The 22,214-nt window shown below is 42.7% G+C and carries 26 protein-coding genes; 11 read left to right on the top strand and 15 right to left on the bottom strand.

The window, feature by feature from the left end:
• Nucleotides 1-41: 41 nt before the first annotated feature.
• The 3 genes from speG to purM form a co-directional block, all read right to left on the bottom strand.
• On the bottom strand, nucleotides 42-611 hold the full coding sequence (speG, locus tag AACQ83_RS11145) for a spermidine N1-acetyltransferase (RefSeq protein ID WP_112877726.1): 570 nt from the start codon (nucleotides 609-611) through the stop codon (nucleotides 42-44).
• Between the two features lie 225 nt (nucleotides 612-836).
• Nucleotides 837-1,475 carry a phosphoribosylglycinamide formyltransferase gene (gene purN / locus AACQ83_RS11140; protein ID WP_112877725.1) on the bottom strand — a complete coding sequence of 213 codons (639 nt, stop codon included), beginning with the start codon at nucleotides 1,473-1,475 and terminating at the stop codon, nucleotides 837-839.
• Nucleotides 1,472-2,512 carry a phosphoribosylformylglycinamidine cyclo-ligase gene (gene purM, locus AACQ83_RS11135; protein WP_112877724.1) on the bottom strand — a complete coding sequence of 347 codons (1,041 nt, stop codon included), beginning with the start codon at nucleotides 2,510-2,512 and terminating at the stop codon, nucleotides 1,472-1,474. Before purM ends, purN begins: the two co-directional genes overlap by 4 nt.
• 226 nt (nucleotides 2,513-2,738) lie before the next feature.
• Here purM and upp point away from each other — a divergent pair, with 226 nt between their 5' ends.
• Complete coding sequence (upp, locus tag AACQ83_RS11130; RefSeq protein ID WP_011146979.1) at nucleotides 2,739-3,365, top strand: uracil phosphoribosyltransferase; 627 nt, start codon at nucleotides 2,739-2,741, stop codon at nucleotides 3,363-3,365.
• Between the two features lie 67 nt (nucleotides 3,366-3,432).
• Nucleotides 3,433-4,725 (top strand): uracil permease, encoded by a 1,293-nt coding sequence (gene uraA, locus AACQ83_RS11125; RefSeq protein ID WP_112877723.1) that lies wholly within the window; start codon nucleotides 3,433-3,435, stop codon nucleotides 4,723-4,725.
• Between the two features lie 77 nt (nucleotides 4,726-4,802).
• Here uraA and AACQ83_RS11120 read toward each other — a convergent pair whose 3' ends face one another.
• From AACQ83_RS11120 to AACQ83_RS11085, 8 genes are all read right to left on the bottom strand, one after another.
• Nucleotides 4,803-5,162: a type II toxin-antitoxin system PemK/MazF family toxin gene (locus AACQ83_RS11120; RefSeq protein ID WP_112877722.1), complete on the bottom strand. Its 360-nt coding sequence runs from the start codon at nucleotides 5,160-5,162 to the stop codon at nucleotides 4,803-4,805.
• Nucleotides 5,162-5,410, bottom strand: a complete 249-nt coding sequence (locus tag AACQ83_RS11115) for an AbrB/MazE/SpoVT family DNA-binding domain-containing protein (protein ID WP_112877721.1) — start codon at nucleotides 5,408-5,410, stop codon at nucleotides 5,162-5,164. The genes AACQ83_RS11120 and AACQ83_RS11115 overlap by 1 nt, the downstream gene beginning before the upstream one ends.
• A 152-nt stretch (nucleotides 5,411-5,562) precedes the next feature.
• Nucleotides 5,563-5,976 (bottom strand): hypothetical protein, encoded by a 414-nt coding sequence (locus AACQ83_RS11110; protein WP_112877720.1) that lies wholly within the window; start codon nucleotides 5,974-5,976, stop codon nucleotides 5,563-5,565.
• The gene (locus tag AACQ83_RS11105) at nucleotides 5,973-6,281 is read right to left on the bottom strand and encodes a hypothetical protein (protein WP_146747895.1); all 309 of its coding nucleotides are present in this window, start codon (nucleotides 6,279-6,281) and stop codon (nucleotides 5,973-5,975) included. The genes AACQ83_RS11110 and AACQ83_RS11105 overlap by 4 nt, the downstream gene beginning before the upstream one ends.
• Before the next feature lie 243 nt (nucleotides 6,282-6,524).
• The gene (locus tag AACQ83_RS11100) at nucleotides 6,525-7,832 is read right to left on the bottom strand and encodes a 6-phospho-beta-glucosidase (protein ID WP_112877719.1); all 1,308 of its coding nucleotides are present in this window, start codon (nucleotides 7,830-7,832) and stop codon (nucleotides 6,525-6,527) included.
• On the bottom strand, nucleotides 7,829-8,152 hold the full coding sequence (locus AACQ83_RS11095; RefSeq protein WP_112877717.1) for a PTS lactose/cellobiose transporter subunit IIA: 324 nt from the start codon (nucleotides 8,150-8,152) through the stop codon (nucleotides 7,829-7,831). Before AACQ83_RS11095 ends, AACQ83_RS11100 begins: the two co-directional genes overlap by 4 nt.
• 18 nt (nucleotides 8,153-8,170) lie before the next feature.
• Nucleotides 8,171-9,499: a PTS sugar transporter subunit IIC gene (locus AACQ83_RS11090; protein WP_112877716.1), complete on the bottom strand. Its 1,329-nt coding sequence runs from the start codon at nucleotides 9,497-9,499 to the stop codon at nucleotides 8,171-8,173.
• A gap of 29 nt (nucleotides 9,500-9,528) precedes the next feature.
• A complete protein-coding gene (locus AACQ83_RS11085; protein ID WP_112877714.1) occupies nucleotides 9,529-9,834 on the bottom strand; it encodes a PTS sugar transporter subunit IIB in 306 nt (101 codons plus the stop codon).
• Nucleotides 9,835-10,205: 371 nt separating this feature from the next.
• Here AACQ83_RS11085 and AACQ83_RS11080 point away from each other — a divergent pair, with 371 nt between their 5' ends.
• The 3 genes from AACQ83_RS11080 (at nucleotide 10,206) to hda (ending at nucleotide 12,482) form a co-directional block, all read left to right on the top strand.
• On the top strand, nucleotides 10,206-10,883 hold the full coding sequence (locus AACQ83_RS11080; protein WP_112877712.1) for a DUF2384 domain-containing protein: 678 nt from the start codon (nucleotides 10,206-10,208) through the stop codon (nucleotides 10,881-10,883).
• Nucleotides 10,884-10,949: 66 nt separating this feature from the next.
• Nucleotides 10,950-11,540 (top strand): RES family NAD+ phosphorylase, encoded by a 591-nt coding sequence (locus AACQ83_RS11075; protein ID WP_240000775.1) that lies wholly within the window; start codon nucleotides 10,950-10,952, stop codon nucleotides 11,538-11,540.
• Nucleotides 11,541-11,774: 234 nt separating this feature from the next.
• Complete coding sequence (gene hda, locus AACQ83_RS11070) at nucleotides 11,775-12,482, top strand: DnaA inactivator Hda (RefSeq protein ID WP_011146972.1); 708 nt, start codon at nucleotides 11,775-11,777, stop codon at nucleotides 12,480-12,482.
• A 39-nt stretch (nucleotides 12,483-12,521) separates the two neighbouring features.
• On the opposite strand, the gene arsC is transcribed toward hda, so the two are convergent.
• On the bottom strand, nucleotides 12,522-12,878 hold the full coding sequence (gene arsC / locus AACQ83_RS11065; RefSeq protein WP_112877710.1) for an arsenate reductase (glutaredoxin): 357 nt from the start codon (nucleotides 12,876-12,878) through the stop codon (nucleotides 12,522-12,524).
• A gap of 9 nt (nucleotides 12,879-12,887) precedes the next feature.
• A complete protein-coding gene (locus tag AACQ83_RS11060) occupies nucleotides 12,888-14,351 on the bottom strand; it encodes a beta-barrel assembly-enhancing protease (protein ID WP_112877708.1) in 1,464 nt (487 codons plus the stop codon).
• Between the two features lie 128 nt (nucleotides 14,352-14,479).
• Between AACQ83_RS11060 and AACQ83_RS11055 the strand changes: the two genes are divergently transcribed.
• Nucleotides 14,480-15,559 carry an AI-2E family transporter gene (locus tag AACQ83_RS11055; protein WP_112877706.1) on the top strand — a complete coding sequence of 360 codons (1,080 nt, stop codon included), beginning with the start codon at nucleotides 14,480-14,482 and terminating at the stop codon, nucleotides 15,557-15,559.
• A 126-nt stretch (nucleotides 15,560-15,685) separates the two neighbouring features.
• Here AACQ83_RS11055 and bcp read toward each other — a convergent pair whose 3' ends face one another.
• Together bcp and AACQ83_RS11045 are read right to left on the bottom strand one after the other, a co-directional pair.
• Nucleotides 15,686-16,156, bottom strand: coding sequence for a thioredoxin-dependent thiol peroxidase (gene bcp, locus AACQ83_RS11050; RefSeq protein WP_112877704.1), 471 nt, complete (start codon nucleotides 16,154-16,156; stop codon nucleotides 15,686-15,688).
• 26 nt (nucleotides 16,157-16,182) lie between these two features.
• Nucleotides 16,183-16,725 (bottom strand): glycine cleavage system transcriptional repressor, encoded by a 543-nt coding sequence (locus AACQ83_RS11045; protein ID WP_112877702.1) that lies wholly within the window; start codon nucleotides 16,723-16,725, stop codon nucleotides 16,183-16,185.
• 258 nt (nucleotides 16,726-16,983) lie between these two features.
• Between AACQ83_RS11045 and dapA the strand changes: the two genes are divergently transcribed.
• From dapA to purC, 5 genes are all read left to right on the top strand, one after another.
• The gene (gene dapA / locus AACQ83_RS11040; RefSeq protein WP_112877700.1) at nucleotides 16,984-17,883 is read left to right on the top strand and encodes a 4-hydroxy-tetrahydrodipicolinate synthase; all 900 of its coding nucleotides are present in this window, start codon (nucleotides 16,984-16,986) and stop codon (nucleotides 17,881-17,883) included.
• 16 nt (nucleotides 17,884-17,899) lie between these two features.
• The gene (bamC, locus tag AACQ83_RS11035; RefSeq protein WP_112877698.1) at nucleotides 17,900-18,949 is read left to right on the top strand and encodes an outer membrane protein assembly factor BamC; all 1,050 of its coding nucleotides are present in this window, start codon (nucleotides 17,900-17,902) and stop codon (nucleotides 18,947-18,949) included.
• Between the two features lie 479 nt (nucleotides 18,950-19,428).
• Entirely contained in the window at nucleotides 19,429-19,872 is a 444-nt protein-coding gene (locus AACQ83_RS11030) for a type III secretion system chaperone (protein WP_158537769.1), read from the top strand.
• Nucleotides 19,859-21,025, top strand: coding sequence for a VopS family T3SS effector adenosine monophosphate-protein transferase (locus tag AACQ83_RS11025; RefSeq protein ID WP_112877694.1), 1,167 nt, complete (start codon nucleotides 19,859-19,861; stop codon nucleotides 21,023-21,025). Before AACQ83_RS11030 ends, AACQ83_RS11025 begins: the two co-directional genes overlap by 14 nt.
• 431 nt (nucleotides 21,026-21,456) lie before the next feature.
• Complete coding sequence (purC, locus tag AACQ83_RS11020) at nucleotides 21,457-22,170, top strand: phosphoribosylaminoimidazolesuccinocarboxamide synthase (protein WP_112877692.1); 714 nt, start codon at nucleotides 21,457-21,459, stop codon at nucleotides 22,168-22,170.
• Nucleotides 22,171-22,214 lie beyond the last annotated feature (44 nt).

Here is a 22,214-nt window from a genome sequence, read left to right as displayed (position 1 = left end):
AAAGTATTGAAACTTTGAATACGACGGGGCGTCGTTTGTCGCTATCTTATCTTCAGTAGCTGTTGACTCATTTTTTCATCTTCCTTAGATGCAAAATATTGATGTTGGAAAACGCACATGCGAATGGCTGTACGGTAACTGCCATTAATAAAGAATTCGTCTATTAATTCGCCCTCAGTATAGAAACCTAGTTTATTATAGATGTGAATGGCTTTAACATTCTCTTTATCAACAATCAGGTAGAGTTTATACAGATTAAGTACGGAAAATGCATATTCCATTGCCAGTTTTGCCGCTTTGGTTGCATGGCCTTGGCCCTGATAGGCGGGATCGATAATAATCTGAAATTCTGACCGGCGGTGGATATAGTCGATTTCGACTAATTCAACCAAACCCACTTTGGCGTCAGAACTTGCGATAATAAACCGGCGCTCGCTCTGGTCGTGAATATGTTTGTCATAGAGATCGCACAGTTCAACGAAAGCTTCATAAGGTTCTTCGAACCAGTAACGCATGACGCTAGCATTGTTATCTAATTGATGGATAAAAGGCAGATCTTCCCGCTCAAGGGGGCGTAACCTAACAGGTGGAGTATGAGAACCACCAGACATTTGACACCTCAGTGTTTTTAATAAAAAAGGAGCATATACCCGTCATCTTTCAAGTTGCCTCTTTGTTGGCTGCACTCGCTCACCCCGGTCACATAGTTACCTATGCTCCCGGGGATTCTCTCCCTTGCCGTCGCGATGCATCTTGAAATCCATAGGGTATAATTAATAATAGTTCGCAGTGCTGGATATGTTACCACAGCACTGTAATTAGTCGTTAATAATAGATTATTCTGCGGCATAGCCTTCTGGAGGGAGGATCTTTCCATCCAGATACGCTTTGCCATTAACCATATTTAGGCGCCCTTCGATAAACCAGTTGATAACTAATGGATAGATGTTGTGTTCCTGAGTCTGAACCCGTTTAACAACCTCATTTTCCTGATCTCCGGCAAAAATAGGAACTTTAGCTTGCAAGATCACCGGGCCGCCATCCAACTCTTCTGTTACAAAATGGACGGAAGTGCCGTGTTCTGTATCTCCATTTGCTATCGCTTTGCGGTGAGTATGCAGACCAGGATATTTGGGTAACAGAGAAGGATGAATATTTAACAGCCGGCCAAGATAGTGCTGAACAAAATCTGGCGTCAGAATACGCATATAACCCGCGAGGACCAGCAAGTCTGGTTGATACTGATCAATCACGTGTTTTAGCGCTTCATCATAAGCCTGACGATCTACATAGTTTTTCGGGCTAATGACATGGGTGGGAATATCTGCCTGTTTAGCGCGTAACAGACCGTAAGCATTTGCGGTATTACTCAATACCGCGCAAACCTGCCCATTGATTCTGTTCTGCTGGCAGGCGTCAATCACCGCCTGGAGATTGCTGCCGCTGCCAGAGATGAGTACAACGATATTTTTCATTTAATGATAACCTGTTGTTCACCCTCTTTCAGTGTCGCGATAGTGCCGATTTGCCAGGCTTTTTCACCGGCAGCAGTGAGTAATTCAATCGCGTGTTCAACGGCTGTTGGTGGTAATGCAATCACCATTCCAACACCACAGTTGAATGTACGGTACATTTCATGACGGCTGACATTGCCTGTCTGTTGCAGCCAGTTAAATATGGCCGGCCATTGCCAACTGGATTCGTTAATCTGTGCTTGGGTATTTTCAGGCAGAACACGCGGAATATTTTCCCAGAAACCGCCACCGGTTAGATGAGCAATAGCGTGAATATCAACCTGTTCAATCAAGGATAAAAGGGATTTCACATAAATTTTTGTCGGGGCGAGTAGGTGATCTGCCAATGATTTACCTTCAAGCTCTGTTGCTTCTGGATCGGTGTTGTTGACGGCCAGAATTTTGCGTATCAGAGAATAGCCGTTTGAGTGAGGGCCACTGGCGGCGAGGGCAATCAAGGCATCACCCGCCTGAACTTTACTGCCATCAATGATTTCTGATTTTTCAACCACGCCGACGCAGAAGCCGGCAACATCATAATCTTCACCGTGGTACATCCCCGGCATTTCTGCGGTTTCACCACCAACCAGAGCACAGCCGGATAATTGACAGCCTTCTGCGATACCGCTGATAACGCTGGCAGCCGTATCAACATCCAGTTTCCCGGTTGCATAGTAATCAAGGAAAAACAGGGGTTCTGCACCTTGAACAACCAGGTCATTGACACACATTGCAACTAAGTCAATGCCGATAGTGTCATGACGTTTGAGATCCATTGCCAGACGCAACTTGGTGCCGACACCATCAGTACCAGAAACCAGAATTGGCTCGCGGTATTTTTGTGGTAATGCACATAAAGCGCCAAACCCACCTAAACCGCCCATAACTTCTGGACGACGGGTCTGTTTTACAACACCTTTAATGCGGTTGACTAAGGCATTACCGGCGTCGATATCGACACCGGCATCTTTATAACTGAGAGAGGTTTTGTTGGTCACTCGAAGCCCCCAAGGCGGTTGCGTTTGATAAATTAAGACAGAATAGTAGCAATTCTAACAGTCTAAGCAAACGTTTGCGAGACTCTTGTTTCGGATTTCTGTTCTCGGTAATTAGGGCTATGTTTGATGAAAATCAACGGATTGGTGGTGGTGTTATGGGTAAAAGGCGGTATAATCTCGCCGTTTTTTTGTCTGCTGGCGACATGACATACAGTAGGAGAGGTCCATGAAGATCGTTGAGGTGAATCACCCACTTGTTAAACATAAACTCGGCCTGATGCGAGCGCATGATATCAGCACCAAACGCTTTCGTGAACTGGCCGCAGAAATTGGAAGCCTTCTGACTTATGAAGCAACCGCTGATTTAGAAACAGAAAAAGTCACTATTGATGGCTGGTGTGGTCCGGTGGTAGTTGAGCAGATTAAAGGTAAAAAAATAACTGTCGTACCTATTTTGCGTGCGGGATTGGGGATGATGGATGGTGTATTGGAGAATGTTCCCAGTGCCCGGATCAGCGTCGTAGGGGTTTATCGTAATGAAGAAACCTTAGAACCTGTCCCTTATTTTCAGAAATTGGCTTCCAATATTGATGAACGTATGGCGCTGTTGGTTGACCCCATGTTGGCAACCGGTGGTTCCATGATTGCAACTATCGATTTACTGAAAAAAGCAGGCTGCCAGTCGATTAAAGTGCTAGTTTTGGTGGCTGCTCCTGAAGGTATTGCCGCGCTGGAAAAAGCCCATCCTGATGTGGAACTGTATACAGCTTCTATTGATGAGAGACTCAATGAACAGGGATACATTGTGCCTGGCTTGGGGGATGCAGGCGATAAAATATTTGGTACGAAATAATAAGTTAGCCGACTTTTGAGTCGGCTTTTTTTGGTTCTGACGCGATAATATTAAGAGGATAAATAAGATGACCCGTCGCACTATTGGAGTAGATGAGCGGCCTCCTTTTTTACAGACCATTCCACTCAGCTTCCAACATCTTTTTGCTATGTTTGGTGCGACGGTATTGGTGCCGATTTTGTTTAAAATCAACCCGGCGACAGTTCTGCTATTTAATGGTATCGGTACATTGTTGTATCTGGTGATTTGCAAAGGAAAGGTTCCGGCGTATTTGGGATCGAGCTTTGCTTTTATTTCACCGGTCTTATTGTTGTTGCCTCTGGGATATGAATTAGCCTTGGGTGGTTTTATTATATGTGGCGTGTTGTTTTGTCTGGTTTCACTGATGGTTAAGGTGGCAGGGCGAAGTTGGATTAATGCGCTGTTTCCACCTGCGGCAATGGGGGCGATTGTTGCTGTTATCGGTCTGGAACTTGCCGGTGTTGCGGCTGATATGGCGGGTTTGCGTCCGGCGGAAAGTGCCGATGTTGATTCAACAACATTGACCATTTCTCTGGTAACACTGGCGGTAACCGTTCTTGGTTCAGTTATGTTCCGTGGATTCTTGGCTATCATCCCGATTCTCATTGGCGTGTTGGTAGGTTATGCGTTGGCGTTCCTAATGGGCGTAGTTGATCTGACGCCGGTACGTGAAGCGCCGTGGTTTGCATTGCCAACTTTTTATACACCACGTTTTGAATGGTTCGCTATTATGACTATCTTGCCTGCGGCGCTGGTTGTCATAGCTGAACATGTTGGTCATTTAGTTGTGACGGCGAATATTGTGAAGAAAGATTTGCTAAAAGAGCCGGGTTTGCACCGTTCTATGTTTGCAAATGGTTTTTCAACCGTGATTTCCGGTTTCTTTGGTTCAACGCCAAATACGACTTATGGCGAGAATATTGGTGTCATGGCAATTACCAAAGTTTACAGCACCTGGGTTATTGGCGGTGCCGCGGTGCTGGCGATTTTGCTCTCCTGCGTCGGTAAATTGGCGGCAGCAATTCAGGCCGTACCAGTTCCGGTCATGGGAGGTGTCTCGCTGTTGCTTTATGGCGTTATTGGCGCATCAGGTATTCGAGTGCTGATTGATTCAAAAGTAGATTACAACAAAGCACAAAATCTTATCCTGACTTCCGTGATTCTTATCATCGGCGTCAGTGGGGCGAAAATTAATATCGGTGTTGCTGAACTTAAAGGCATGGCGCTGGCAACGATCGTAGGTATCAGTATGAGTTTGATTTTCCGTCTGGTCACGGTTTTCCGTCCCGAAGAACGATATATTGAATCTTCCGTTGAATCTGTTAAGCACGGTAAATAATAGGGCAATAAACTTGGGCTGATTTGCCCGCTTTGAGTAGTTTTCATTATGAAAAGGTGGGGATGATGGTCATTATTTTATTCGTAAGAGAGGCAGGAAAGCAAATGTTCGCCACCAATGAGAAGAATGAGTTTTAGCAGAACTTCATCGTGAAGTCCAGGTTCTGACTCAGTGATGAATTTCACTTTGCATTGCCGCCAATCTAGAGTTTGGATCAAAGTTGTTGCTACTATGCAAGGTTGTTCCAGATTAGTGACAGGTACTTCTGTAGGTGCTCCTCTTATACTGGTGCTAATAGGACAACAGATAACTAATCCAGTTAGTCGGTTATAGGTTTCATGCGATAATATGAGTGTTGGGCGATATTTGCCAATTTCTTTGCCTTTTGTTGGTTCGAAATCAAGCCAGCAAATATCTCCACGTTTAAGAACAAACATCAGTAATTGAGTTCCTTGTGATTCGGAGCTGCCAGTTCATCAGCATGCGCAGTATAAGCGGATAAGCCATTTAATAAATCAGACTCGGTTAATCGTTTCTTGACGGCTTTTTGAATAATTAATCCTTCTTCACTGATATTAATGTTTACGATATCACCTGCTTCAAAATTAGGTATCTTTTTCAGATTTCCCGATAATCGCAGAGCAATACTGTTTCCCCATTTTTGCAAAACTGCTTGAGTGCGCATATCTATGCCTCCATAAATGTCTCTTCATGTCTAGTAAGTAACATTATAACCGTATGAGTATCTACTAAGTAGATACAAAAGGAAGTCATTATCTAGGGTATCAGATTTGTTTATTGTGGAGTAAAAAAGGAGCGAAAAGCTCCCTTTAAAGTTTATCGGACTACGTACCAGTTTCGTTTTCCATTGAGATACTGAATAGTACCCTCTCTTTCGGATTTTTTTAGGGCGCTGTAAGCAGATCTCATTCGTTCAGCTTTTTTAGCTACCGCTTTTTCGAGTTCAAGCTTTTCTTTTTCAGCTTGTTCGATATGTATGACATAACCCCTCCCGTTTGGATCTAACTTATCTATCATGGTAAAGCCGTTTTGTGTCACAAATCGATTAATATACCGCTTATAGACCCTGTTCAGTCGCTTATCCGCAGCTAGTAAAATGTATCCACTAGGGCTGACCGCATTATAGTGCTCATTAATCAGCCTTTCAACTGTGTACATAATCTCTATCATCTGATTATGGTTATTTGTAGGATGCCTCTCAAATAGCGTGTTATTGTTTATACCCGTCATCTTTCAAGTTGCCTCTTTGTTGGCTGCACTCGCTCACCCCGGTCACATAGTTTGCTATGCTCCCGGGGATTCACTCCCTTGCCGTCGCGATGCATCTTGAAATCAATAGGGTATAAATTGTTTTTTGCATCAAATGAAACTTCAAAAAAATTATTTATATCGAAGCTGTAATTTTCAGGCAAAACGACAGAAGAATCTCTCTTTGAAATAATCTCCATTATAATCAAGGTATATTCCACGCCAGATACCTCAAAATCTGCGATATGGGCTTCGCCATATCCCAGGTTTTCTATTTTAAAAGGCATAGAATTTCTCAAAATTTAAATGTGTTGAAACTGTTATTTTCAATATTCTTCAATCAATTGATTTCAGCGCAGTATAATACAAAATCTCTTATTCAAACTTAATGTGAAAGATAAATGCGTGCGGCGCCGCAAAAAAAAGAGGTTACAAAGTTAGTTAGCGATATCTATTAGTCAGAAGTAACAGATATCGCTTTAATTTTATGCTTGTTCTGATTTCAAATTAACTAATCAGGTACCGCTTATTCATTGAAATTGCGGTAGATAATCACGGTTTATTGTTAATACGTCATCCAATAGTGGTGAAGCAATGTCTATATCGGCAACCAGTGGGTTGGTGATCAGTGCCAATAGTGCAGCATTGCGATCACCATGAATCGCTGCTTTGATCGTTAAGCGTTCATAGGTTTTTATCTGTTGTGTCAGAGCATACATACTGTCAGGTAGGCGGCCGAACGTCAGCGGGTGGGCGCCTTCTGCATTAATAATACAGTTGGTTTCAATGACAGCATCGTCCGGTAAACCTCGAATAGCACCGTGATTTGTGGTATTGACTACCAATTGGCTATCGAGATTGTTATGAATGGCGCAAATCAGATCCAATGCAACCTCAGAATAGAATGCACCACCGCGGAAACTGAGTTGTTCTGGCTTGTGATCGAGTTCTGGATCAGCATACAGTTCAAATAGTTCCTGTTCTACTTTCATGACCTGTTCTGCTCGTGTGCCTTGTTCGAACGCAGCCTCGCGCTCTTCCTGTAACATATTGCGGGCTTGGTAGAAGTAGCGGTGATAAGGGCAGGGGATTGCGCCTAGAGCCTTGAGCAGTGGTGGAGGCCAGGGCGCCTCTTGAATATTATTCATGGTTAAGACTGCGCCATTGCATAGCATATCAAGTACCTGTTGAGTTTTATCCTGACCTGCAACCAGTACTTGATGTACCCAGACCATATGATTCAGCCCGGCAAAGCGTAACTGCACATCCTGATAAGGGCGTTGTAGCATATTAGCTATCATGTGGTGCATTGTGACCGGGACATTACATAGGCCGATAATTTTTGCTTTGCTATAGCGGGAAATCGCTTCGGTAACGATCCCGGCTGGATTGGTGAAGTTAATAATCCATGCGTCTGGTGCAAGTTTTTCAACTTTATGGGCAATATCCAGCAAAACGGGGATGGTACGTAATGCTTTGGCAAAGCCGCCTACGCCGGTAGTTTCCTGACCGATCAAGCCATATTTTAGCCCCAGACGCTCGTCCGCAGCGCGAGCCGGAAGCTGGCCGACACGCAGTTGAGTTAAAATAAAATTGGCACCGCGAATGGCGTTATCTGGTGTGAAATGGACGCTGACAATAACGTGTTCCATGCCGTGACGAGCTAACATACGGCGAGTAAGCGCGGCGATAATTTCTACTTTCTGTTTTCCACCGTCAATGTCAACCAATGCCAGTTCAGATAGTGGAATATTTTTTTGGTGTTGAATAAGCCCTTCGACTAATTCAGGTGTGTAGCTGCTACCGCCACCAATAACGGCTATTTTGATTCGTTTCATACCTTTTCCTCTTGCGATGGTATTCGACGATAGAGTTCAATCATATCGCTGGCAAGATCTTGAATAACCATTGCGTTCATTAAATGATCTTGCGCATGGACGGTGATGAGATTGACAGGTAATTTACCGCAGCCTTCATCCAATCCGATGAGGGTAGTTTGAATCGTGTGTGCTTCTTTGATTGCCTGTTGGGATTCTGCCATCAGTGTTTGTGCTGTTTGAAAGTCACCGTTTCTGGCATGTTGTAATGCCATTAGTGCATGACTGCGTGCGCTTCCGGCATGAACCAGCAGTTCTACAATAGTTTTGTCTAAATCCATGTGTAAATCCTCCGAAAATTAGGGTTGGGATTGAGTTTCTACACCGGTGGATGCTGTGTTTTCTCGCTGTTTATCTTCTTCGTTGACCAACTGTTTTTCAAAAATTTTGAAGAAGGGATACCAGATAAAGAGGTCGATTATCGTGAGTATGATCACTAGCACTGCCGCACGATAATCCCAGGCGGCGGAAATCATTGCGCCGAATGGCGCCGGTGTAGTCCAGGGCGAAATAGCGACCATTTTATGCACCAGGTCAAGATGCAGGACGCTGTAGGACAATACTGCATTGACCAATGGCACAACCAGTAATGGAATGAATAAGGTTGGATTCATCACAATCGGTGAGCCAAACAGTAGTGGTTCGTTAATATTGAATATGGACGGAACCACGCTCAGTTTTCCGATAGTACGCAAATGCATAGAACGGCTGCGCAGATAAAGAATCGCCAGAACCAGTGTAGAACCAGAGCCACCAATACAGATATAAAACGACCAGTAAGGGTCAGTAAAAATGTGTGTTGTAGCAGTACCTTGAGCCATTAATGTTGCATTGGCAGCAATATTTGCCATAAAAATAGGGGCCATCAAGCCAGTGACAATATTAGCGCCATGAATACCGGCAAACCACAGTAGGTTAGCAATGAGTAGTGCCAATATAATGGCAGGTAGAGTATCACCGACGGAAATGAGTGGGTGGAACATCTGCATTATGGCTGCGGGAATAAGTAGATTGAATTCACTCTGTAATAGCAAGCTGGCGGGATAAACTGTCAGCAAGATACCTATGACTGGGTACAGAAGTTCAAAAGAACGGGCGATTGCTGGTGGCACTTGTGTTGGCATTCTGATGGTAATGTTATATTTTTTTAGTAAACGCGTTAGTTCAACTGACCAGATAGCGCAAATTAATGCGGTAAATACACCTGCGCCACCGAGGAAATCGAGTGCTATTTTGTTTTCTATTTGTGGTGCTGCTGCTAGCAAAAACGCCATTAGTGACAGTAAAGCCGAAGTTAACCCGTCCAGACCGTAGGATTTAGCTAAACTGTAGGCGGTACCGACCGAAACAAAGACACTCATTAATCCCATCGTCATAAAGTAAGGCATTGTGATGGTGTCCCAGTGAGTTTTGGCAAAGGACAACCAAGCTTGGCCGAATGAGGATGCAGTCTGTAAATCGAAGGGTGGGTTTGCCACAATTAACATTATGCTGCCGATGATCAAAAATGGCATGGCTGAGATAAAGCCGTCACGCATTGCTGTAATATGCCGCTGGTTACCGATTCGCCCGGCAAACGGGATAATGTGGTTTTCTAAAACACGCATAAAAGAGGTATAGAGACTCATGAGGGTACTCCGCGTGATGATGAAATTGCTTATTCCAACAGGCTTAATGCCTTATCGAGAACCTTATCACCACGAAGAGTGCCATAATCCATCATGTCAATAACGTCTATTGGTTTACCAAGTGGTTTGGCGATAGCGGAAAAATGGGCCAATTGATACCTCACCTGTGGGCCGAGTAAAACAACGTCAGCGTCGGCTATCATGTGTTCTAATTCAACCGTGGGAACAGCCTTGATCTCGATGTCCAATGCCCGTTTTATCACTTCTGCCTGCATGCGTTGTACCAGCATGCTGGTGGACATACCGGCAGCACAACACAATAGGATTTTTTTCATTGTTCAATCTCCAGTTTGTTATATCGTTTCTTATGGGATAAGTGGTTGATGAGAGCTTTCACTTTTTATTAAGACTAGCAACTTATGTTAAATATGTTGCGATTTTGTTCGCATATTAATCAAGAATAGTTTAAGGAATAGCGATAGAATGTGATCTTCGTTTGGATTGTACATAGTGTGAAAATGTCAAGTTATGTAGGACGTTGCAGCGAGATTTCTCACTTATGGAATGAGGGTGAGTGCTTGTTTATACCTTGTATGGTTATCGGCTATGGATCGTTAATCTTTGCCTTTTTCATAAATACGCCATATCATCCATATAACTAATATATGCAAAATACGAACTCAAGTAGATACAATATGGAGGCAGTATGATTACTAAATCCCAAACTAAGTCGAAGCATGTCAGCTTTAACTTCCTTTCAATGGATACCATTGAGTTGTCAAACAATAAGGATGTTGCTAAGCATATCAATTTGTCTGATATTCCCGTTGATGAGGCAGATCAATATGTTGTCGTGAAATTGCCAAGATCAATTGATTATTATGATATTAAGCTTGCAATAGCTAGCGCGGTAACTGCTGTCACTACATTCAATAAGCACAAACATTTGCCTTTGGTGACTGAACCATCTGAAAGTGAATTTGCTTACCGTAATGAAGCACGCCTCGAAAAATTAAAAAATCAGATCCTTACTGATTCAAAGTGGCTAACTGCAAGTGAACTTAGCAGATTAACCGGATCTAAATCGATTAATTCCAGCGCTGCGGCAAATCGGTTGAAAAAGTCGAAAAAAATATTCGCATTGCCCATTAATGGTAAAGATCTATTCCCGTTGTATGCTCTAGACGAAGGCGGCCAGCCGTTACCTGTGATAAAAAACGTTATTGAGCTGTTTAAGAACAAAACGCCCTGGTCAATAGCTATTTGGTTTGGTACACCAAATAGTTGGCTCAGTAATAAAAAGCCAAAGGATCTTTTATTAACTCAACTTGATGATGTTTATATGGCAGCCAAAGAAGAAGTTGAAGGGCCACGTCATGGTTGATGATGAAAAGGAGCTTCAAGAAAATATACCATTTCCTCCAGAGAATACAGGAGTTAAGGTTCAAAAGTGGAAAGCTGGTACACCTATGAACGTATTCATAGAATTAAGTTTAAAGGGATTGAATTTAATCCTGGCATTGGCAATGCTCGTTTTAGCCCGTTCAAAAATAATGGAATTTTCATTCCGACAATCTATGGTGGTGAAAACATAGGGGTAGCTATTATGGAGACGATTTTACATGATATTCCATTGAATTGCTCCGGTATACCTGTTTATCTTGGTAAACTAGATGACTTAGTGCGTAGCCAAATTATTCCGAGAAAAGATATCAAGTATGTGGATATCAATCCACGAATACTGAAGAAGTGGGGAATTATTCAGTGCCAGCTAGTAGAATCAGAAGCATCGGATTATCATATTACTCGGAGATGGGCAGCCCAAATTTATCATGATAATCCTGATGCTCAAGCAATTCGATGGTCTTCTAAGCAGCACGGTGGCAAAGCGATAATAATTTTTGGGGATCGAGTAAAAGAAGGCGATTTGAGTGTGTCTATTGAATCTGAGCCAGCAGCTACTTCTAAAGAAGTTAACGAAAAACTTAAAGACCTTGCCGATGAGATGGAGTTAGTTCTGGTGCCTAAAAATATTACATAAATATCCGCTGATTTTCATCATTAGGGTAGTTTTTAAGTCGTTCGATTAAGCTATTATTTTACAAGTGGTTGCGGGCCGTTCTGTGTTATGACGAAATATTATGCGCTTCTGGGGCTGAAATGGATTTAACTTATTGAATCCTAAAAATAGTTTTTTTATTCTTTACCTATACAGTTCATTTACAACTATTTTCTGTGATAAACTTGTTGGCGTTTATTACCAGCTCTGTTTGAGGTGCTTCTGAACACACCATCGCAGCTTTCGTTACCTTTGTATCTTCCCGATGATGAAACTTTTGCCAGTTTCTTTCCGGGGGAAAATGCCACCCTGTTAGCTGCAATCAAATTGGCCATTAATCAGCCGCATGGCAGCTATATTTATTTCTGGTCCCGTGACAGTGGGGGCCGAAGTCATTTGTTGCATGCCGCCTGTGCTGAGTTGTCCCTGAAAGATGAAGCTGTGGGCTATGTTCCGCTGGATAAACGTGCCTATTTTATCCCTGAGGTGCTTGATGGCATGGAACACTTATCACTGGTTTGTATTGATAATATTGAGAGTATTGCTGGTGATGAAGAGTGGGAAATGGCAATTTTCAATCTTTATAATCGCATCCTGGAGATCGGTCGCACATGTTTGCTTATTAGCGGCGATCGCCCACCTCGCCAGATTAATCTTAAGTTACCTGATTTGGCTTCTCGTCTGGATTGGGGGCAAATTTATAAATTACAACCGCTTTCTGATGATGAGAAATTACAAGCCTTGCAATTGCGAGCGAAGTTACGCGGCTTTGAATTGCCAGAAGATGTAGGGCGCTTTTTATTGAAAAGATTAGACAGAGAAATGCGGACTCTGTTTATGGCATTGAATCAGTTAGATCACGCTTCGATAGTGGCCCAGCGCAAGCTGACGATTCCATTTGTGAAGGATATTTTGCACCTTTAAAGATGATGGTGATGTCACCATCATCATATCTATTCTTAATCAATTAAGAATTTCTTTTACTTTTTCCGGTGGGCGCCCAAGTCTGGCTTTATCACCGCAAACCACGATTGGGCGTTCAATCAGTTTAGGGTTGGCAATTATCGTTTTCAGTAAATCATGCTGAGTAAGTTTTTCATCAGCCAAATTCAACTCCTTGTATAGATCTTCTTTTGTTCTCATCAATTGGCGTGCATCATGAAAACCAAGCTGTTCTAGCAGAACGGATAATTGCTCTACAGTGAGAGGAACCTCCAGATAAAGAATAATCTGTGGCTTAATTCCTCGTTCTTCAATAAGTGCCAAAGTTTCACGGCTTTTTGAGCAGCGGGGATTATGATAAATTGTCACCTGTTGCATGAGAATTCCTTAACGTTTGTATTGACTGTAACGCTGTTGTAGCTGGCGTAATTGATCGATACGAGCATCATAACGTGCTTGATCGTAACTACCTAATTTTACCAGTGCGCTGGCACTACTGAGGTATTTGATGGCATTGCCAAACTGACCGCGAAGTGCCATTTCTTCAGCATGCGCTGATAATTCTTCATGGCGTTTTCCTTGTTTGGCGGCAGCTTCGGCTATCAGGCGCCAACCGTTGGGATCATCTGGATTATTGAATGTATAGCGATGGAGCAGTTTTAAAGCCTGTTGATATTGTTTTGCGTGAATAAGTGCATTAGCGAGATTGATTTGCAATACCAAATTGTCCTTTTGTTTCTGCAAAGCGTTCTGTAACCGGGTGATAGCCTGAGCAATTCGGTTCTGTTCAATGTCGATATCAGTCATTGTGTCAATGTACCAGACATTATCCGGTTGTTTTGCTAACAGTGGTTCTAGAATAGCCCGTGCCTCAGTGTATTTTTTATCTTGAGAAAGCAAGATTGCTCGGCCATAAGCGGCGGCAAGTTGCTCTTTAGCTGTGCCTCTCCGATAATTTTCTAAAATTTGCTCAAGATAGTCGCGTTGCTCGGTGGTGTACATGCCCATAACACGAACTCTGGCGAACAGAAAATCTTGAGATTGTGGAATGTTCTGGGCCGGGTATTGATTAGCGCGGTTACGTGCATCAGCAAGGCGGCTGTCAGGTAACGGGTGGGTGAGTAGCATTTCTGGTGGCTTAGAACTGTAACGGGTTTGATCTACCATGATTTGCATAAAATCTGGCATACCTTGAGGATCAAAGCCAGCTTTACGTAATGTCTGCATGCCAATACGATCAGCTTCTTGTTCATTGGATTGAGTAAAACTGATCATACCTTGTTGTATACCGGCAATAGTGCCGCTGAGGGCTGCCATCCCTGCTTGTGGGCTAGCCATTAGCAAAAGAATAGAACCCAACGTACCTGCCCAGGCTAGCGGTGCTGTACGTTGCTGATCTTCCATCATTCGCGCTAGGTGGCGTTGAGTAACGTGGGAAATTTCGTGAGCCATTACGGAGGCAAGCTCGCTTTCATTACGACTATAACGAAAAAGTGCAGCATGGAGTACTACATTACCGCCAAAGAAAGCATAAGCGTTGATATTCGGGTTATCAATCAGATAGAAATGGAAAGGCGTTTTAACTGAGTCTGCATGAGCCACTAGCCTTTGTCCAAGGGCATTAATGTATTGTGTCAATAATGGGTCATAAATCAGCGGAGCGTTGTCACGCATTTGGCGAGCGTAGAAATCGCCCATTGCCAGTTCCTGATTGATGCTCAGGATTGAACCTGCCGTGGTACCGATATCCGGCAATGAATCTTCAATGGAGGCGCTGAGAACAGGGGAGCTTGTTAGCAATAATGTACTGATTAATATTGCTGTCAGAGATTGATTAGACATTATTTTCATAAAACAAAAATGCTCTCATTTGACCATCGTTTTAGATAATGCGTGTATGATAAACAAGGGTACCTTAAAAATTAATCAATTTTTAAGAAAAATAGAAATATGAATATTGCTATCAAGGAGCCTGGTCAATGCTGGATATGATTATACAGTGGTATCGCCGTCGGTTTACTGATCCGCAAGTTATTGCGTTATTTGTTATCTTGTTGGCAGGGTTTTGCATTATTTATTTCTTACATGGCATTTTGACACCTTTGCTGGTGGCGATTGTTCTTGCCTATTTGTTGGAATGGCCAACGGCTAAACTTGAAAGACTGGGATGTTCGCGCACAGTGGCTGTTTGTATTGTGCTGATTATTTTTTCCAGTATTAGTTTGTTGGTCATCTTGATTGTGGCGCCAACTGTATGGCAGCAGGGAATTAATCTGTTGTCAGATATACCCAATATGCTTAATCGGTTTAATGAATATGCCCAGACATTACCAGCCCGTTATCCGGCTTTGGTTGATGCTGGCATCATTGATATGATGGCCGAAAATTTGCGCAGTAAGATTTCAACTGCTGGAGAGTCTGTAGTGAAATTTTCGGTGGCTTCACTGATTGGTTTGTTAACGCTGGCTATCTATCTGATTCTTGTGCCACTGATGGCCTTCTTCTTGCTAAAAGATAAAAACCAGATGTTGCAAGCATTGCAACGGGTCCTGCCACGTAACCGCATTTTGGCCGGGCAGGTATGGCGCGAGATGAACCAGCAAATCACTAACTATATTCGGGGTAAAGTCACCGAGATGGTGATCGTCGGTATTTGTACCTACGCGGTGTTTGCATTTCTTGGATTGGATTATTCATTGCTGCTTTCTGTTTTGGTTGGGCTGTCAGTGTTAATTCCTTATGTGGGTGCGTTGATTGTCACGATTCCTGTTGTACTGGTTGCGCTATTTCAATGGGGAGTCGGAACAGATTTCTGGACTTTGATTATTGCCTATTTGGTTGTTCAGGGGCTGGATGGTAACTTGCTGGTGCCGATTTTATTCTCTGAAGCCGTAAACTTGCACCCGTTGGTAATCATTCTTTCTGTGATTACTTTTGGTGGTTTGTGGGGATTTTGGGGCGTATTTTTTGCTATTCCGCTGGCGACGCTGATTAAAGCGGTGATCCAGGCCTGGCCGGAAGATATAGTTATAATAGAAGACGATGAAATAAAAGAGTAAATTTATTTTTAATGATGCGGGTACCCGTTATTAGAGGAAGCACGGGTTGGTGATATCCCTCCCGTACTTGCCCCTGGCATCTTGAGCTGTTAAATGAGCGTGATTAAATTTTGAGTCATTTTCTATTTAAGGGTGCAGTTTCAGATAATCCACCACGATTTGGTGGTGATCACTGGTCTTAAATTTATCAAAAACGTACTCGATATTACCGTTGGTATCAATCAGGAAACTGATACGGTGGATACCATCGTAGGTTTTTCCCATAAATTGTTTCTTGCCCCAGACACCAAACTGTTCAGCAACTTGGTGATCCTCGTCGGACAACAATGTGAAGTTCAGCATTTCTTTCTCCACAAAGCGTGACAATTTACTTGGGTTATCTGTGCTAATGCCTAGCACTTCAACACCTGATTCCTTTAATGTATCCATTTCATCGCGCAGACCACAGGCTTGTACAGTACAACCAGGAGTCATTGCTTTAGGGTAAAAATAGACTAAAACACGCTGGCCTTCGAAATCAGATAAATTGATTGTTTCTCCATCTTGGTCAGGAAGGCTGAACTGAGGGGCCTTATCACCGGCTTTCAATGGGTTCATCCCGTATTCTCCGTTTAATCTTTCAACTAAAGTGGTTCAAGAATACTAATACTGCCTTGTGCATTTAGATCTGTACATAACTTATTAAACGCCTGCTTAATAATTATGCCGTCATCCTCTAGGCTGTGGGCGGTAATCTGGATCTGCAACCGAGCAGGGATATCGCCTTCTGGTGGATGTGTTTTTGATACCAGTTCAGCAATATTAAAATCCTGTGTAGTAAACAGATTGGTAAACTGCTCAACAATACCGGATGAATCATCAACATCAACCTTAACGGAAACCGTGGAAGGAAATGTTGTGTGGGTATCGCACTTTGTGCGTTTCATTACAATAAGAAGATCGAGCTCGGCCCCTTTCTGTGGCAGTGAGGATTCAATCATTGTGATAGCGTTCCAACTACCGGAAAGTAGCATAATGAAGGTGAATTCCTCGCCAAACATGGCTAATCGGCTGTCTTCAATGTTACAACCACACTCACTCACAAGACGAGTAATGGTGTTGACGATACCAGAACGGTCAGCGCCTAAAGCGGTTATAACGAGAAAATGTTGTTCTGATTGTGGCAAAGTCACTTTTCCTTCTCTGCTGTGGTTTCGTTAAGGTAAACATAAAAAGGCTATGCTGCCAAGGTCAATTGCATCAAAGTTGCTCTATTGTATTCCCATTCTCTATCATTGAATTTCAATAAATTACTTTGGTTATCACTTCTTTTTAACAGAGGTTATCTGGTATTAACAAAATTCATTGAAATCCTGTGTTAAATAGTTTCCTTCTGAATGACTAAAAAGTACCATGGAGTTCTTGTTTGTATAGGGGGTTATGTAATGTCTAGCGGGAGATTTGAATTTACAGGTAGCATTGTTGCGCTGGTAACACCAATGGATGCGAGTGGTCAGGTTGATAAGGCCAGTTTGAAAAAGTTAATCGATTACCATGTTGCTAGTGGGACATCAGCGATAGTCTCGGTAGGGACAACCGGAGAATCTGCTACATTGAGTCATGATGAACACGGTGATGTTGTTTTGACAACCGTAGAATTGGCTGATGGGCGTATTCCGGTTATTGCCGGAACAGGTGCAAATGCGACTGCTGAGGCAATATCCCTAACGAAACGTTTTGAAAACAGTGGCGTTGTTGGTTGCCTAACGGTAACGCCTTATTATAATAAGCCGTCGCAGGAAGGTTTATATCAGCATTTTAAAACGATTGCTGAAAATACGGATTTACCACAAATTTTGTATAATGTGCCTTCTCGTACCGGGTGTGATCTGCTGCCATCAACTGTAGCGCGTTTGGCGAAGATTAAAAATATTGTCGCAATTAAAGAAGCTACAGGGAACTTAAATCGCGTTAGTCAAATCCAAGAATTGGTTAATGATGATAGTTTCATCTTATTGAGTGGTGATGATACAAGTGGGTTGGATTTTATTCAGCTTGGTGGCAAAGGGGTTATTTCTGTTACTGCAAACATTGCAGCGCCTGATGTTGCTAAGTTTTGTGAATTGGCATTAAACGGCCAGTTTGCAGAGGCGCGTAAGTTAAATAACCGTCTGATGGATTTACACCGTCAGCTATTTGTTGAACCTAACCCGATTCCAGTTAAATGGGGATGTCACAAATTGGGTTTGATTGCTGATGACACCGTGCGTCTGCCGATGACGCCATTGACGGATGCAGGAAAAGTCTCAGTTGAAAAAGCCTTGAAAATGGCCGGATTATTGTAAAATTTAGGGAATTTTAATGGCAATATTGTTGCAAAAATCGAAGGTGATGAAGGTTGCTGGTATGTCACTTGTCATGTTATTGGCAGCTTGTTCCAGCGACCAGAGCTATAAGCGCCAAGTCAATGATGATGAGACATATCTTGAAACACCTCCCCGGAAGGCGTTGAAAGTTCCTGCGGGTATGGTATTGCCATTGCAGAATGGTGAATATGATATTCCAGCAATAGCCTCTAAAGGGCAGGTTGGGAAAGCGCTTGATATTCGCCCGCCATCTCAGGCACTAGCCCTATTGAGTGGTTCCCGTACTGAAAACAGTGTAAAGAGCAGTAAGTTGCTACTTGAAAGCACTCCTGAGAATAGTCATCTGTGGTCACAGATTAACAATGTGCTATTGAAAAAAGGTTTCCAAGTTAGCCAACGTGATGATGCTAGCCAGACATTGACAACCGATTGGATCGATTGGCCGCGAGCAGATGAAAATGTTCCATATCAGACTCGTCATCGTATTAGTGTTGCACGCCAGAGCTATCAGATTGAATTATCCGTGACTAATGAAGGGCTGAGACAAGGTGATCATCAGATAACTGATCCTCTTGAAATCCAACGTTATAACGCACTGATGCTCAATGAATTAATTGAGGGTGTAAACCAGCAGCGTGAACGTATTAGCGATGACTCTGTGGCGCGTAATCTAGGTTCATTGGACGTACAGAGTGGTGGTGATACATCTGGATTACCTCAGATGATTGTTCGGGCACCATATAATATTGTTTGGGATAGATTACCGGCAGCACTGGAAAAAGTAGGTATGAAAGTGGGTAGCCGCAGCCGTTCAACGGGTTCTATTACTGTAACTTATAAAAGCCTCAGTTCATCTAGTTGGAAATCAATGGGTGTTAATGAACCATCCATTAGTGAAGGTGATTACAAATTACAGGTTGGTGATTTGAATAACCGGAGCAGCTTACAGTTTATTAGTGATAAAGGTAAGCCGTTGACCCAATCACAAAATGATGAATTGGTTGCAGCGTTGAAGGCTGCTTTCAGCCAGACCACAGGATTATAGGTCTAATAAAGGGGGTGAAAAGCCCTTCAGATTATTGACAAAGCGCTGGCCGTTTGGTGAGCGCTTTGATTTGATTATAAATTTATATAAAAAACGAGTTTGACGCGCGATTAAGAAGCCCCCCAGCGCAATTTCTCCACGAAAGGATACCTCTGAAAAGTTGGCGCCTAAATATTATCTAGTCTATGGAATTGATTCGATTGTCAATTTTGCATTTATCTATGGTAAAGCTGTTATACCCTATGGATTTTAAGATGCATCGCGACGGCAAGGGAGCGAATCCCCAGGAGCATAGCGAACGATGTGACCGGGGTGAGCGAGTGCAGTCAACAAAGAGGCAACTTGAAAGATAACAGGTATATCTATAACTGCTTAATATTGGTTGCCAATATACAAAAGATAGACTAGATCTGACAGCCATCATATTGCTGAAAGCTTAAAATCCTATCATCAAAATGATTGGGTTTCCTTTCTCCACTATGAATGATTATCTCACTAATATATTAATGACCGAACTGGCAGCCAAATTGGGTATGAATGGACTCTCTTTTGATGAAGAGGGAAATTGCTTCTTACTCATCGATAACGCTATGCCTGTTATTTTGCGTCGCCAGGAAGAATATTTAGTCATTATTGGCCAGATAGATATGGTACTTCCAGATTCAGCCGATGCTGACACTCTTCGTTATTTGCTCAATATAGCACTTAATCCATTAAATAATCAGTTACCTAGCGTTGGTTGGCATCAAGAGCTTGGGGTCGTTGCGTATAGAATATTACCCTTGCTACATCTAACGGCCAATAAGTTGGAACATGAATTGTCTGAATTTATTACTTGGGCAAATACATTTCCATCGTCACTATCACAGAAAAATACCTTGCCGTCGTCTTATGACAGGAGAATAATTTATGATCGAATTTAAAAATCTTACCGCATTACAACATGCCTCATCACAAATACAAGAGCAGGTTCGTAACGAAGGTAAATTGCAAATTGCTGGCCATGAATACCATATTAATGCAGACCTGCAACAGGTTTTGCGTACGCATCCAAAAAGCAATCAACTTGCCCGTTTCTTTGAGGGGGTAAGTAAATTTTTCTTGCATGGCAGTAGTGCCTCAGTGGCTAAAGAGGTGACTAAAACCCTCTTTTCTACCGAAGGGGCGCAACAGCAGCGTCTACAGAGCACTGATTCGGTTAGCCATGCTCGTATGTTGTTTAAGGATGGCAGTTTACGGACACTAGAACAAGTACTAGAGAAATTAAGAACAGTAGATACACATAAAATGACAGAAGACATGTTGGCTGAACATACGCTTTTGCTACAGCGTACTATGTCAGAGTCGCTACAAAATACAGAAACCGGTAAAAAATTACAGGATCTGATGGGACATCAGGCAACAGCTCAATTGACCAACAAATTGGTTGCCCCTAAGCAGGAGTTTGTCAGTCTTGAACAATTGCGTAAGCAACCTTCGGCTGCTAATGCTGTTGCCAGTCTTGAGCCAGTTTTGATGATGGAAGAGAAGCACTTGCTGGCAGCTCAACATCATCAAGAAGTAATAAGAGGCCAAGATCTTAATCAGGGCATTTATGCAGAAATTCTTCCTGAAGAGTCTTATAACCCAAATAAGCTAACTGATAATGTTGACCGCGCTGCCGCCTGGATCCTTAAGGCATCCAGTTCAAAGGGGAACGAATGGAGTAACTTCACCGCGCTACTCAAGGAGTATACCCATAATGGAAAAGATCTCACTGATAGCCAAGTTCTTAAGGAGCTTCATCATAGACTGGTTCCAAACATAGAGCGTGATTATCGTGGTCCAGCAATTAGCGGTGGGAGCCTTCCTTCCAGTGTAGGCGGTGCAGCAATGCTGGCACATCATTTAGAGACATTGGATAAGGAAGATCCCCAGATTGGGAAACAGCTCTTTGCTGCTGTCGTCGGTTTTCACGGTTTCACTGATGGTAATGGTAGGATGGGACGTCTCCTCTATGCACTGACAGAACTGAGAGCGGGTCAATTTTCGCCCCTTTCTCTCCAGACAGAAAATGTTTTGCACGGGATCAAGTGAAAATAGGCCTGCGTATGCAGGCCAGCTTATTGACCTGGCGCTGTGTTAAGTGTCCCCTTCATGTAATTTCTCCCTGAGACTCAGGAAATTCAAGTTAATATCGCTTACTACCGTTGGTTACCATACTGCTAAGGTATTCACAATATTTTGGCTTTGTAACTGCTTAGAAATTTAGAAATGCAGAATTGATTAATTTTTTTATTAGCTTTATTTACGGATGGACTTTTGGGATAAGTTTTTTGACGGTTATCAGCTTGCCTTGAGACTGATTAGGGAAGAGAGGAAGTTTTTTAGCATGATGTTTGGCTGTTTTTTAGACTGTTCAGATAACTATAGAAAAAATCAGCCCCTTGGGCAGGATTTTATCGACAATCTGTTTTATTATTTATTTATGGTATTTATACAGTAGTAATATCTCTGGAGTATATAAGATGCAAAAAAAAGCTGAGTTGTATCGTGGAAAGGCAAAAACGGTGTACACCACGGATGATCCTGATTTGTTAGTGTTGGAGTTCCGTAATGATACATCAGCATTGGATGGCGAGCGTATTGAACAGTTTGATCGTAAGGGGATGGTGAATAATAAATTCAACCATTTCATTATGAGCAAATTGGCAGAAGCAGGGATTCCGACGCAAATGGAACGACTGTTATCGGACACTGAGGTATTAGTTAAAAAGCTGGATATGGTGCCGGTTGAATGTGTTGTGCGTAATCGGGCTGCGGGTTCGTTGGTCAGACGCCTTGGTGTTGAGGAAGGTCTGGTATTGAATCCACCTCTGTTCGATCTGTTTCTGAAAAATGATGCTAAGCACGATCCAATGGTGAATGAGTCCTATTGTGAAACTTTTGGCTGGGTTAGCAAAGAGCATCTGGCTGAAATGAAAAAGTTAAGCTACAAGGCCAATGAAGTATTGAGCAAATTGTTTGATGATGCGGGTTTGATTTTGGTTGACTTTAAACTGGAATTTGGTTTGTTCAAAGGGCAGATAGTTCTAGGGGATGAATTCTCTCCTGATGGTAGCCGTTTGTGGGACAAAGAGACGTTGAACAAAATGGATAAAGATCGCTTCCGTCAAAGCCTTGGTGGCCTGATTGAAGCGTATGAGGAAGTCGCGCACCGTATCGGTGTTCTTTTGGACTAATTGCGCAAACGATTACTTGGGCCGAAAGGCCCTTTTATTGGTAC

The organism is Photorhabdus sp. S10-54 (genome assembly GCF_963878145.1).
Classification (GTDB): Bacteria; Pseudomonadota; Gammaproteobacteria; order Enterobacterales; family Enterobacteriaceae; genus Photorhabdus; species Photorhabdus kayaii.
This window is presented reverse-complemented; position numbering and strand designations above follow the sequence as displayed.

What these genes read in the sequence shown, in the direction of transcription:
- speG (WP_112877726.1), bottom strand. Translation starts at nt 611, where the DNA reads ATGTCTGGTGGTTCTCATACTCCACCTGTTAGGTTACGCCCCCTTGAG.
- purN (WP_112877725.1), bottom strand. Translation starts at nt 1,475, where the DNA reads ATGAAAAATATCGTTGTACTCATCTCTGGCAGCGGCAGCAATCTCCAG.
- upp (WP_011146979.1), top strand. Translation starts at nt 2,739, where the DNA reads ATGAAGATCGTTGAGGTGAATCACCCACTTGTTAAACATAAACTCGGC.
- uraA (WP_112877723.1), top strand. Translation starts at nt 3,433, where the DNA reads ATGACCCGTCGCACTATTGGAGTAGATGAGCGGCCTCCTTTTTTACAG.
- AACQ83_RS11120 (WP_112877722.1), bottom strand. Translation starts at nt 5,162, where the DNA reads ATGTTTGTTCTTAAACGTGGAGATATTTGCTGGCTTGATTTCGAACCA.
- AACQ83_RS11115 (WP_112877721.1), bottom strand. Translation starts at nt 5,410, where the DNA reads ATGCGCACTCAAGCAGTTTTGCAAAAATGGGGAAACAGTATTGCTCTG.
- AACQ83_RS11110 (WP_112877720.1), bottom strand. Translation starts at nt 5,976, where the DNA reads ATGACGGGTATAAACAATAACACGCTATTTGAGAGGCATCCTACAAAT.
- AACQ83_RS11105 (WP_146747895.1), bottom strand. Translation starts at nt 6,281, where the DNA reads ATGCCTTTTAAAATAGAAAACCTGGGATATGGCGAAGCCCATATCGCA.
- AACQ83_RS11100 (WP_112877719.1), bottom strand. Translation starts at nt 7,832, where the DNA reads ATGAAACGAATCAAAATAGCCGTTATTGGTGGCGGTAGCAGCTACACA.
- AACQ83_RS11095 (WP_112877717.1), bottom strand. Translation starts at nt 8,152, where the DNA reads ATGGATTTAGACAAAACTATTGTAGAACTGCTGGTTCATGCCGGAAGC.
- AACQ83_RS11090 (WP_112877716.1), bottom strand. Translation starts at nt 9,499, where the DNA reads ATGAGTCTCTATACCTCTTTTATGCGTGTTTTAGAAAACCACATTATC.
- AACQ83_RS11085 (WP_112877714.1), bottom strand. Translation starts at nt 9,834, where the DNA reads ATGAAAAAAATCCTATTGTGTTGTGCTGCCGGTATGTCCACCAGCATG.
- AACQ83_RS11080 (WP_112877712.1), top strand. Translation starts at nt 10,206, where the DNA reads ATGATTACTAAATCCCAAACTAAGTCGAAGCATGTCAGCTTTAACTTC.
- arsC (WP_112877710.1), bottom strand. Translation starts at nt 12,878, where the DNA reads ATGCAACAGGTGACAATTTATCATAATCCCCGCTGCTCAAAAAGCCGT.
- AACQ83_RS11060 (WP_112877708.1), bottom strand. Translation starts at nt 14,351, where the DNA reads ATGAAAATAATGTCTAATCAATCTCTGACAGCAATATTAATCAGTACA.
- AACQ83_RS11055 (WP_112877706.1), top strand. Translation starts at nt 14,480, where the DNA reads ATGCTGGATATGATTATACAGTGGTATCGCCGTCGGTTTACTGATCCG.
- bcp (WP_112877704.1), bottom strand. Translation starts at nt 16,156, where the DNA reads ATGAACCCATTGAAAGCCGGTGATAAGGCCCCTCAGTTCAGCCTTCCT.
- dapA (WP_112877700.1), top strand. Translation starts at nt 16,984, where the DNA reads ATGTCTAGCGGGAGATTTGAATTTACAGGTAGCATTGTTGCGCTGGTA.
- bamC (WP_112877698.1), top strand. Translation starts at nt 17,900, where the DNA reads ATGGCAATATTGTTGCAAAAATCGAAGGTGATGAAGGTTGCTGGTATG.
- AACQ83_RS11030 (WP_158537769.1), top strand. Translation starts at nt 19,429, where the DNA reads ATGAATGATTATCTCACTAATATATTAATGACCGAACTGGCAGCCAAA.
- AACQ83_RS11025 (WP_112877694.1), top strand. Translation starts at nt 19,859, where the DNA reads ATGATCGAATTTAAAAATCTTACCGCATTACAACATGCCTCATCACAA.
- purC (WP_112877692.1), top strand. Translation starts at nt 21,457, where the DNA reads ATGCAAAAAAAAGCTGAGTTGTATCGTGGAAAGGCAAAAACGGTGTAC.